The sequence below is a fragment of the uncultured Lamprocystis sp. genome (assembly GCF_903933125.1).
In the GTDB taxonomy this organism is placed as follows: Bacteria; Pseudomonadota; Gammaproteobacteria; order Chromatiales; family Chromatiaceae; genus Thiodictyon.
On record NZ_CAIZIZ010000548.1, the window covers coordinates 1 to 10,601 of the forward strand.

Below are 10,601 nucleotides of genomic sequence, written 5' to 3' on the forward strand. Positions count from 1 at the left end.
GCTGCGCTTATCCACCCTACAAAACCAGCTCCGTTGTAGGGTGGATAAGGCGCGCCGCTCGGTCTCAGGGACTCGGCACGGCGGTCGCGCGCGCCGCATCCACCAGAGGTCGCGCGGTGCCGCCCAAATTTGGAATTGCTGGCGGTTGAGCCGCCGCTGGTTAAAGCCTTCGTACCTGATATCCAGACAATCCCTTGATGTAGGGGCGGGTTTGAAACCCGCCCCTCCGTTCGGTTATCACGTCCGGTAGCTACACTTGTTCCACGGCATCAACCACAGCAGGGCATCAGAATGAAGATGAAGACGACATGGGTCCTGTCAGGCGCTCTGGCGATCGTCCTGGCAACGCCGACGGCTTGGGCGAAAGCGCCGCTCCCGGCCGACGCCGCGCCGCCGGATCAGACCGGCGCCTGGCTCAGCGCTGACCAAGACGCCCTGCGGGACGCGCACCGGCGATTGGGTGAACCGGCCGCTGGTGGAAACGACACCTTGCCATTGCTGCCATTGCTGCCATTGCTGCCGGTGATCGCCGAGTTCCAGGCATTGATCGAAAACGACCCGGAACTCACCATGCTGTTTACGCAAATGTTCGAGCAGATACCGCGTGAACCGCCCTACCTGACCGATCCCACGGGTCAGCCGACGGTGCGCGATGTCCGCGAGATGCTGCAACTGATGAACCGTATCCTGACCCAGGCCCCGGAATTCAACAAGACCGGACTGGTCGGTTTTCCGCTCAACGCCATTGTCAACTGGGCCATGGGCACGCCGGCCGGCGCGACGGCCTTCCTAAACCCGAAGGTCAACCATCAACTCAAGAAAATCCTGGATCAGTGGGCGGTGTTCCTGCGCTCACCGGATTCGCGGGCGGTGCTGAACGATGATCCCGAGACGGGCTGGTTCGGACGCGATGCGCGCAAGGCCATGCCGACCTTTGCCGAGGATTTCGTCTCGCACCCGAAACTGCCCTACCATGGCTTCGCGTCATGGGACGACTTTTTCACCCGCGTCTTTCGTGAGGGTCGCCGCCCCGTAGCGCATCCCGAGGATAATCGCGTGATCGCCAATGCCTGCGAGTCGGCACCCTACCGGTTGGCAACCAAGGTGCAGTTACGCGACCGGTTCTGGATCAAAGACCAGCCCTATTCGCTCGCGCTGATGCTGGCGGGTGATCCGCTCGCCGCCCAGTTCGCGGGTGGCACCGTCTATCAGGGCTTTCTGAGCGCATTGAGTTACCACCGGTGGCACGCGCCGGTCAGCGGGCGGATCATCAAGACCCGCGTCATCGACGGATCCTATTATGCCGCGGCCCAAGCGGCCGGCTTCGATCCCGCCAGTCCCAACGAATCGCAGGGGTACATTACGCAGGTGGCATCACGCGCCCTGATCTTCATCCAGGCCGACAATCCCGACATCGGCCTGATGGCCGTGATGTTCGTCGGCATGGCGGAGGTCTCGTCCAATGAGATCACCGTTTATGAAGGCCAGCATGTCACGAAGGGCGATCAACTCGGCATGTTCCATTTCGGCGGCTCGACCCATACGCTGATCTTCCGGCCGCAGGTCGATCTGGAGTTCGATCTGCACGGCCAGACACCGGGCCTGCATGCCAACAACATTCCCGTGCGCGCGCGGATTGCGACGGTGCGGGCACCCGGCGCCGAGTAAGCATCAGCCCGGCCATGGCCGCCCTAGGGATCACCCTCCCCCTGCTGCTGGCCGCACTCGGGGTTGTGCTGCCCGGCTGGCTGCTCCTGACCCGGAGCGGGCGTCAGTCGCTCGCGATCACCTGGATCGGCCTCGCCACGGTCCCCGAGCGGCTGGGCGCCACCTCGGTGGTGGTGGGCATCGCCGGGGTGGTGGGTGTGCTGGTCGCCTTGCAGGCGATGGCGGCGGGGTTCGCGGCCACGCTGGAGGCGGCCAGGCGCGACGACACCGTCCTGGTGTTGCGGGCCGGGGCCAATGCCGAGTTGTCCTCGGCACTCGATCGGCCGGCGGTCACGCTCATCATGCAGGCGCCGGGAATCGCCCGCGATGCCCGCGATGTTCTCATCGCCTCGGCCGAAATCGTCGTGGTGGCCAATGTCGCCAAGCGCACCACCGGGACCGATGCGAATCTTGAGATTCGCGGTGTCGGCCCGGACGTCTGGGGACTGCGCCCGCAGGTCCGGATTGCGAGCGGCCGGCGCTTCACCCCCGGTCGACGGGAATTGATCGTCGGCGTCTTCGCCTCGGGCGACACCCATGAGTCGGAGGTGTGGGGCGATGCCGAGTCGCTGATGGCAGCCTATCGACGCAATGGGTTTCAGTCGGTCACGGCGCGCTTGACGACACCGGCGGCCATTGAGCATCTGCGCGCGGCACTGGCAGCCGACCCACGGTTGCGGGTCGACGTGGAGACTACGCGCGCCTACTAGAGCAAACAGTCGGAACGCCTCACCCGGATCATCCGCGGCATCGGCACCGGGGTGGCGGTCATCATGGCGCTGGGTGCCGTCTTCGGCGCACTCAACACCATGTATGCGGCCGTCGCCGCGCGGGCGCGCGAGATTGCGACATTGCGTGCCCTGGGATTCACGGCGGTCCCGGTGGTGGTCGCGGTGATGCTGGAAACCATGATGCTGGCGCTGGCCGGCGGGGTCTTGGGCGCCGGCATCGCCTGGACCTTGTTCAACGGCTACGCGGTCTCCACCCTCGGGTCGAATTTTAGTCAAGTCGTGTTTGAATTTCAGGTCACTCCGGCACTCATGCTCCACGGCCTGCTGTGGGCGCTGGGCATTGGCTTTATCGGCGGGCTCTTCCCGGCGCTGCGGGCCGCAACCCTGGCCGTCACCGCGGCGCTGCGCGAGTCCTGATCCGAAGACAATTCATCACTGATCCGAGCCTCGGAAGTACGCACATGTCACAAGAACCCGCGTTGGATCTGTTGCTGTGTGATCCACAATCTGTCATGAAGGTGCTGGATGCCGGCGCCATTGGCCTGTGGGAGTATCACCACCGCGACGGCGAGCCGCGCTGGTGCGCGCGGGTGGCGGCGATACTCGGTCGATGTGACACGGCGCGTCCCAGTGACGGCTGGTTCGACTTAGTCCATCCGGAGGATCGGTCGCAGTTGCGGGGCTGGATGGAGGCCGCGTTGGTGACTGACGCGCCGGTGATCGAGGCGCAATTCCGCGTCCAGCATCAAGACGGCGAATGGCGTTGGCTGCGTGGCCGCGGCCGCGTCATCGAACGTGATACCGCTGGCACACCGCTGCGTACCGCCGGCACCCTGTGCGATATCACCGAGCAAAAACGCGCTGAACGCGAGAATCAGCAGCTCAATCGCGAACGCTGGGAACGCCTTGTCCGACAGCGCGCCGAGTTGGATGCGCATACCCGCAAATTGCGTGAGCGCGAGGACCAACTCCACGAGGCCATGGCGGCATCCAACATCGGACTATGGGATTGGAACCTGCAAACCGGTGAGGTCGATCTGGATTCCATCCACGCATTGCTGGATGACGATCCCGGCGAACCGGCTCCGAGCGTGTTGCCGAGGTGGCAGGATCTGCTGCACGCCGATGATGCGGATACCGCGGTGGACGTGGCCGAACGCCAGTTGCGGGACACCGGTCGTTGCGAAGTGGAATGTCGACAGCGCGTCGGCGACGCGGGTCATCGCTGGATGCTTTGGCGTGGCAAGGTGGTCGCGCGCGATGCGCTGGGCGCACCGGTGCGGGCGATCGGCACCTTCATGGATATCGATGCGCGCAAGCACACCGGAGATCTGAATCGGCGGTTGGCCACCATCATCGAGGCCAGCACCGACCTGATTGCGAGCGGCACCCTGACCGGTCAGATCGACTATCTCAATCAAGCCGGACGTGCCCTCCTGGGAATTGGTGCACTCGACGATCTGGGGCAGATGCGTATCGAAGACTGCTTCCCAAGCTGGGCCTACCAACGGGTCATTTCCGAAGGCCTCACCACGGCCAGGAGATGCGGCCAATGGCTCGGCGATACCGCGCTGCTGCGCTACGATGGGATAGAGGTTCCGGTATCGCAACTCGTCATGGTGCACCGCAGCGATGAGACTGGCGATATTGAGTTCATCACGACCATTTGCCGCGATCTCTCGGATCGACTGCAGGCGCAGGCAGCCCTGCAGCAACTGCAGCAGGAGCAGGAACTCATTCTGGATACCCTGCCGGCACTGATCTGGTACAAGGACACGACCAATCGCATCCTGCTCGCCAATCAAGCGGTTGCCGACTCACTTGGGCTGCCGAAGGCGCAGATCGCGGGCCGCAATTCAGCCGAGCTGTATCCGGCGGAGGCTGATCGCTACTATCAGGACGACCTCATTGTCATCCAGACCGGCACACCGCGTCTCGGGATCGAAGAACCCCACCGACTGCCGTCCGGCGAGCAACGCTGGATCCGCACCGACAAAGTGCCGCTGAAGGACGCCTCAGGTCGGGTGCTGCGCATTCTGGTGATGGCGCTCGACATCACCCGACAAAAAGCGGTCGAGGCTGCACTGCGCATCAGCCAGGAGGACCTGCAACGGGCGCAAGCCGTGGCCAAGATCGGGAGTTGGCGGCTGGACGTTCAGCGTAACGTGCTCACCTGGTCGGTGGAAGCTCATCGCATCTTCGGCATTCCAGTCGGCACGCCGCTGACCTATGAAACCTTTCTGAGCACCGTCCATCCAGAGGATCAGACGGCGGTCAACCAAGCCTGGCTGGCGGCGCTTCAAGGGGAGCCCTACGACATCGAGCATCGGGTCATCGTGGACGGTCAGATCAAATGGGTTCAGGAGAAAGCGGAGCTGGAGTTCAGCGACGGCGGAAAACTCCTGGGCGGCTTCGGCACCTCCCAGGACATCACCGAGCGCAAACAGATCGACGAGGCACTGCGCGATGCCGACCGCCGCAAGGATGAGTTCCTCGCCGTCCTGGCGCATGAACTGCGCAATCCGCTCGCACCGATTCAAAGCGCGACCGACATTCTCGCATGCTCGGCCGACGATGGCGCCGCGGTGACCTGGTGTAGCGAACTGATTGAGCGCCAGGTCCAACATCTGACCCGACTGGTCGACGATCTGTTCGACATCGCCCGAATCAGCAGCGGCAAGATTCAACTCCATCAGGAATCGCTCGCCGTTGCGGACATCGTCCAACGGGCAGCGGAGACCAGCCGGCCGCTGATCGCGGCACGCCGACACGAGCTGTTCCTGCACCTCCCCGCGGAGCCGCTGGGCGTGAAGGGCGATTTGATCCGGTTGGCTCAGGTGATTTCGAATCTGCTCAACAATGCCGCCAAGTACACCGAACCCGGCGGGCGCATCGATCTCAGCGTTCAACAGGAGGACGACACCATCGTGCTCCGGGTCAGGGACACGGGCATCGGCATCCCGCCGACCATGCTCGATCGCGTCTTCGACATGTTCGCCCAAGTCAACCGGTCGCGGGAACAGTCCCCCGGTGGACTCGGTATCGGACTGAATATCGTCAAACAACTCATCGCCTTGCATGGGGGTACCATCGCCGTGCAGAGCGCGGGTGAGGGCGCGGGCGCCGAGTTCATCATCCGTTTACCGCGCGTCAGCGTGCCGAGTCCGGTGTCGGCACCTGGTCAGAGCGCACCGACCACGCGCCCGGTACGCCGTCGGATTCTGGTCGCGGATGACGATGTCGATGTCGCAGACAGCCTGACGCTGTTGCTCGACATCCTCGGGCATGAGGTGCGAACCGCCAGGGACGGCATGGAAGCGCTTGAGATCGCGGCGCAGTTCAAACCCGAGTTGATCCTGATGGACCTGGGCATGCCGCGATTGAATGGCTATGACGCCTGTCGGCGCCTGCGCACCGATCCGGCCGGCGCCGGCGCGGTCATCGTGGCTCTGACCGGCTGGGGTCAGGACCGGCACCACCAGGCCACCGCCGCGGCCGGCTTTGATCTACATCTCGTCAAGCCCGTCGGCCTCGCCGAATTGCAGGGATTGATCGATCGCTTATCCGGAACACGCGGGGAATCGGAGTGAGCCCGTCGCTCAGTCGCTCCGGCCGCAAGTAAACCGGAGGTCGAGACTTTACGGTGAAACTCGCGTAGCGACCCGGTGGGAGCGGCGTCCCGCCGCGACGGGTTCGGCGCGTAGCCGCTTAGGCTTGCCACGGTCCCGAGCTGGGACTATGCTGCATCTCCAATGCGCATCATTGCCCTATCCACCCTCAAGGCATTCTGGGACGGCTCACCCGCCTACCTGGATGCGCGAGAACCCGGTCTTGCCTGGTACCGATCAGCGTGCCGTGCCAATTGGTCGACTCCGGTCGATGTCAAGGCGGCCTTCCGCAATGCCAGCATCCTCAAGGACGGACGCGTGGTGTTCAATCTCGCCGGCAACAAGTACCGCCTAGTCGTCTGGATCAACTACCCGTATCGCGTGGTATACATCCGATTCATCGGCACCCATGCACAGTACGACGCCATCAATGCGCAAACAATCTGATCCGTAACGCCATGGATATCAAGCTTATCAAGACCGATGCCGACTATCGGGCGGCCCTGACCGAAATCGAAACGCTGATGGGGGCGACCCTCGACAGCCCGGAGGGCGAGCGGCTGGACCTGCTTGTCACCTTGGTTGAAGCCTATGAGCGGCACCACTACCCCATGGACCTGCCGGACCCGGTGGAGGCCATCCGCTTTGAAATGGAACAGAAGGGGCTCACGCCGAAAGACCTGGAGCCCATGATCGGACGCTCCAATCGGGTCTACGAAATCCTGAACCGCAAGCGCCCCCTGACGTTGAAAATGATCTGGCGCTTGCACCGGGATCTGGGTATTCCAGCGGAAAGCTTGATCAAACCGCCGCATAAGCCTGCCTCCCTATGATTACGAGGTAAACCATGGTAGCGATTGAAAGCAAAATCGGAAGGCGCGTTACTTCCATGGGTTAGCGAATTAAACACCAGTGTCGGGAACGCACCGCACCGCGAATAGATAGCTGGTGCGGTTCGCAACCTCACCGCACCCTACATTGAGACTCGGTGGCCGGAATGATATTCAAGGCCAAAGCGCATGACCTTCAGGCCCGCCGCCAGGTGGTCCCAGCCGGGCCGTCTTCCAGCACGATCCCGGCGGCGGCCAGCGCGTCGCGGATGCGGTCGGCCTCGGCCCAGTTCCTAGCCTGGCGGGCTTCAATGCGCGCGGCGATCTGTGCCTCGACGAACGCGTCGCTCCCCTCGCCCTCCTGCGCTGAGCCACCGGCGCCGCGCAGATACCCCTGCGCATCCCCCTGAACCAGCCCAAGCACCGCCCCCATTGAACGCAGTTCCGCCCCCAAACCCGCGGCCGCCGCTTCATCCTGGGGTCGCACCCGATTGATCTCGCGCACCAGATCGAACAGCACGGCCAGGGCCACCGGCGTATTGAAGTCGTCGTCCATGGCGGCGCTGAAGCGAGTCCGGAAGGCCTCGCCGCCCGCCGGCGCGGCGGACGGCAGGCCGCGCAGGGCGGTGTAGAAGCGGGTCAGGGCCGCCCGGGCATTGGTCAGGTGCTCCTCGTCATAGTTGAGCGGGCTGCGGTAATGGCTGGTGAGAATGAAATAGCGCACCTCTTCCGGCCGATAACGCGCCAGAATCTCTCGCACGGTGAAGAAGTTGCCCAGCGACTTGGACATCTTCTCCTCGTTCACCCGCACGAAACCATTGTGCATCCACACCTCGACGAAGGGCTCGCCGGTCGCCCCCTCGGACTGGGCGATCTCGTTCTCGTGATGGGGAAACTGCAGATCGGCCCCGCCGCCATGGATGTCGAAGTGATTGCCCAGGCAGCAGGTCGACATGGCCGAGCACTCGATATGCCAGCCGGGGCGGCCCGCTCCCCAGGGTGCGTCCCAGGCGGGCTCGCCGGGCTTGGCCGCCTTCCACAGGGCGAAGTCGAGTGGGTCGCGCTTTGCCTCTTCGACTTCCACCCGCGCCCCGGCCCGCAGATCGGCCGGATCCTTGCCGGACAGTCGGCCGTAGCCGGGAAAGGCGCCGACCGCAAAGTACACGTCCCCATTGGCCGCGGTGTACGCGAGTCCGCGCGCGATCAGGGTCGCGATCATGTCGAGGATCTCGGGGATGTGCGCGGTGGCGCGTGGCTCCGCGTCCGGCGACAGGCAACCCAGGGCCGCCGCGTCCTCGTGCATCGCCGCGATAAAGCGCGCCGTGAGCGCATCGAAGGGCTCACCGCGCTCCTCGGCGCGACGGATGATCTTGTCGTCGATATCCGTGATGTTGCGGACATAGGTGACCGGATAACCCAGGGCACGCAGGTAGCGGTACACCACATCGAAGACCACCATGACCCGGGCATGGCCCAGGTGGCAGAGGTCATACACCGTCATGCCGCACACGTACATGCCCACCCGACCGGGATCAAGCGGGATGAAAGGGGCTTTCGCACGCGTCAGGCTATTGTAAATCTCAAGCATTTCAGAAGTATCCGACAAAGCCGATCAAGGATGGGCGGTAGTTTGCGCCACATGGTAACAAAGCCGGATCGGTCCGATTCGGGAGAATCCACCGACGCCGGCCGCGGGGGACGCGCGACGATCGGGCTTTTCCGCCCCGCGCAAAGCACTTAACATGCTGCGCAAGATCGCGGCCGCAGTCGCTGCCGCGCCAACACACACCGCCCTCGGGGCGCTACTGGAGACCGCATGATCAAACTGACGACCAGCCGCGGCGACATCCTGATCGAACTGGATGACGCAAAGGCTCCCGCCACCTGCGCCAACTTCGAACGTTATGTCCGCGACGGACAGTACGACGGCACCCTGTTCCATCGGGTGATCGATGGGTTCATGATTCAGGGCGGCGGCGTCCAGGCCGACTTCACACCGAAGCCGACCCGCCCCCCGATCCTAAACGAGGCCAACAACGGGCTCAAGAATCTGATCGGCACCATTGCCATGGCCCGCACCATGGACCCCCATTCGGCCAGTTCCCAGTTCTTCATCAACGTCGCGGACAACGCCTTTCTGGACTATCCGGGCCAGGACGGTTGGGGCTACTGCGTGTTCGGCCGGGTAGTCGACGGCATGGAGGTGGTCAACGCGATCAAAGGTGTCAAGACCGGCAGTCGTCATGGTCATCAGGACGTCCCCGCGGAGGACATCGCGATCACGCGCGCCGAGGTCATCGACGCGCCGTCATGAGCAACGCCGCGTTCCGGCCGCCGCCGCGAACAGCCGACCGGCAGTCGCTGCCGGAGGGCGCCGAGACGCTGTTCTTCGCCGACCTGCATCTGGCGCCGGAACGCCCGGAGACCATCCGCCTGTTCCTGAGTTTCCTGGCCGGGCGCGCACGCCAGGCCGCACGGATCTACCTGCTGGGCGACCTGTTCGACGCCTGGATCGGCGACGACGACGACACCCCGCCGTTCCCGGAGATCCGGGCGGCCCTGCGCCGACTCACCGCCGGCGGGACAGCCTGTGCCCTGCTGCGCGGCAACCGGGACTTCCTGCTCGGCCGCGCCTTCTGCCGCGACACCGGCTGCACCCTGCTGGGCGATCCAGCCCTGGTCGAGATCGACGGGGCTAGAGTCCTTTTAATGCACGGCGATCTTCTGTGCACCGATGATATCGACTACCTGCGGTTCCGCCGTCGGGTCCGCAACCCCCTGGTGCAGCGCTTGTTTCTCTGGCGAAGCCTGAGCAAACGGCGGGCCGTTGCGAACGACACGCGGCGCCTCAGTGCTGCGGCCATGGCCGCCAAAACCGTGGCGATCATGGACGCCAACCCCGCTGCCGTTCGCGCGTACCTGAGCCGCTATCGTGCGACTCACCTGATTCACGGACACACCCATCGCCCGGCCGACCATGAACTGACCGTCAATGGTCAGCCGGCGCGCCGCACCGTACTCGCCGACTGGCACCCCGACCGCGGCGAGGTGTTGGTCCATCGCGGCGGGGTCTGGGAGCGCGAGGCCGTTCTCCCCCATACATAAGGTCGCCCACACCATCTCGAACAGCAAGTCATCGATCACCTCCGGGTGGACCTCGACCCAGCCGTTGAGGGTGTCCGGCAGGGTAAAGACCAGATGGTGATCGATCACCGGCAGTACCGCCGCACGCCGGCGTTCGCGCCAATCCGCCGACGCCCGGCGCTGACAGCGCGACAGTGCTGGGGCGAGATACCCAAACCGAGCAATTGCCGCCACCAAGGGAGATTTCGAGGGCGGCGGGGTCAGTTCTCGCGTCTCGCGGTCGGACGGTTCCGGCTTGTCGGCGAGCATGCGCACAACCGCTCGTTCTCAGCCAAGGCTTCCTCCTTGGCGGCCCGCTCCTGCCCTGCCTCCGCCCGCGCCTGCTCGACCTCCGCGCGCAGGTCGTCGAATTCAAGTTGGATGCTCTGCTGTTCGCGCAGAGAGTCCTGCCGCGCCTGGTAGGCATGGTAGGCGTGCTCTTTCTCGGAGAAGGCCTTCAGGGTGTTCATGGCTCGCCTCGTTTCTTGGGTCTGCATCCAGGCCGGCAGGGCGTCCGCGTCCAGTTGGACCTCGACCTGATACAACTGTCCGGTCGCGTCGCGGGCCTTGACGTCGACCACGGTGAGCTTGTCGTCGAGGAA

9 protein-coding genes and 1 pseudogene are annotated in these 10,601 nt (G+C 64.3%); 8 read left to right on the top strand and 2 right to left on the bottom strand.

All coding sequences use genetic code 11. From position 1 onward, the window contains the following. Positions 1–297: 297 nt before the first annotated feature. From QZY03_RS30050 to QZY03_RS30075, 6 genes are all read left to right on the top strand, one after another. Positions 298–1,668 carry a phosphatidylserine decarboxylase family protein gene (locus QZY03_RS30050; RefSeq protein WP_295587750.1) on the top strand — a complete coding sequence of 457 codons (1,371 nt, stop codon included), beginning with the start codon at positions 298–300 and terminating at the stop codon, positions 1,666–1,668. Between the two features lie 14 nt (positions 1,669–1,682). Continuing rightward, positions 1,683–2,417 carry a hypothetical protein gene (locus QZY03_RS30055; protein ID WP_295587752.1) on the top strand — a complete coding sequence of 245 codons (735 nt, stop codon included), beginning with the start codon at positions 1,683–1,685 and terminating at the stop codon, positions 2,415–2,417. A gap of 63 nt (positions 2,418–2,480) precedes the next feature. Further along, the gene (locus QZY03_RS30060; RefSeq protein WP_295587754.1) at positions 2,481–2,855 is read left to right on the top strand and encodes an ABC transporter permease; all 375 of its coding nucleotides are present in this window, start codon (positions 2,481–2,483) and stop codon (positions 2,853–2,855) included. Positions 2,856–2,899: 44 nt separating this feature from the next. Beyond that, positions 2,900–6,028 (top strand): PAS domain-containing protein, encoded by a 3,129-nt coding sequence (locus QZY03_RS30065; RefSeq protein ID WP_295587755.1) that lies wholly within the window; start codon positions 2,900–2,902, stop codon positions 6,026–6,028. Between the two features lie 162 nt (positions 6,029–6,190). Next, positions 6,191–6,493: a type II toxin-antitoxin system HigB family toxin gene (locus QZY03_RS30070; RefSeq protein ID WP_295587757.1), complete on the top strand. Its 303-nt coding sequence runs from the start codon at positions 6,191–6,193 to the stop codon at positions 6,491–6,493. Between the two features lie 11 nt (positions 6,494–6,504). Continuing rightward, positions 6,505–6,879, top strand: coding sequence for a transcriptional regulator (locus QZY03_RS30075; RefSeq protein ID WP_295587759.1), 375 nt, complete (start codon positions 6,505–6,507; stop codon positions 6,877–6,879). Between the two features lie 193 nt (positions 6,880–7,072). Here QZY03_RS30075 and cysS read toward each other — a convergent pair whose 3' ends face one another. Then, positions 7,073–8,464 carry a cysteine--tRNA ligase gene (gene cysS, locus QZY03_RS30080; protein ID WP_295587761.1) on the bottom strand — a complete coding sequence of 464 codons (1,392 nt, stop codon included), beginning with the start codon at positions 8,462–8,464 and terminating at the stop codon, positions 7,073–7,075. Positions 8,465–8,692: 228 nt separating this feature from the next. Here cysS and QZY03_RS30085 point away from each other — a divergent pair, with 228 nt between their 5' ends. Both QZY03_RS30085 and QZY03_RS30090 read left to right on the top strand, forming a co-directional pair. Then, positions 8,693–9,190: a peptidylprolyl isomerase gene (locus QZY03_RS30085; protein ID WP_295587763.1), complete on the top strand. Its 498-nt coding sequence runs from the start codon at positions 8,693–8,695 to the stop codon at positions 9,188–9,190. Next, positions 9,187–9,981, top strand: a complete 795-nt coding sequence (locus QZY03_RS30090; RefSeq protein WP_295587765.1) for a UDP-2,3-diacylglucosamine diphosphatase — start codon at positions 9,187–9,189, stop codon at positions 9,979–9,981. Before QZY03_RS30085 ends, QZY03_RS30090 begins: the two co-directional genes overlap by 4 nt. A 239-nt stretch (positions 9,982–10,220) precedes the next feature. Here QZY03_RS30090 and QZY03_RS30095 read toward each other — a convergent pair. Beyond that, positions 10,221–10,601 (bottom strand): annotated as a pseudogene (locus QZY03_RS30095) (hypothetical protein); the annotation flags it as partial.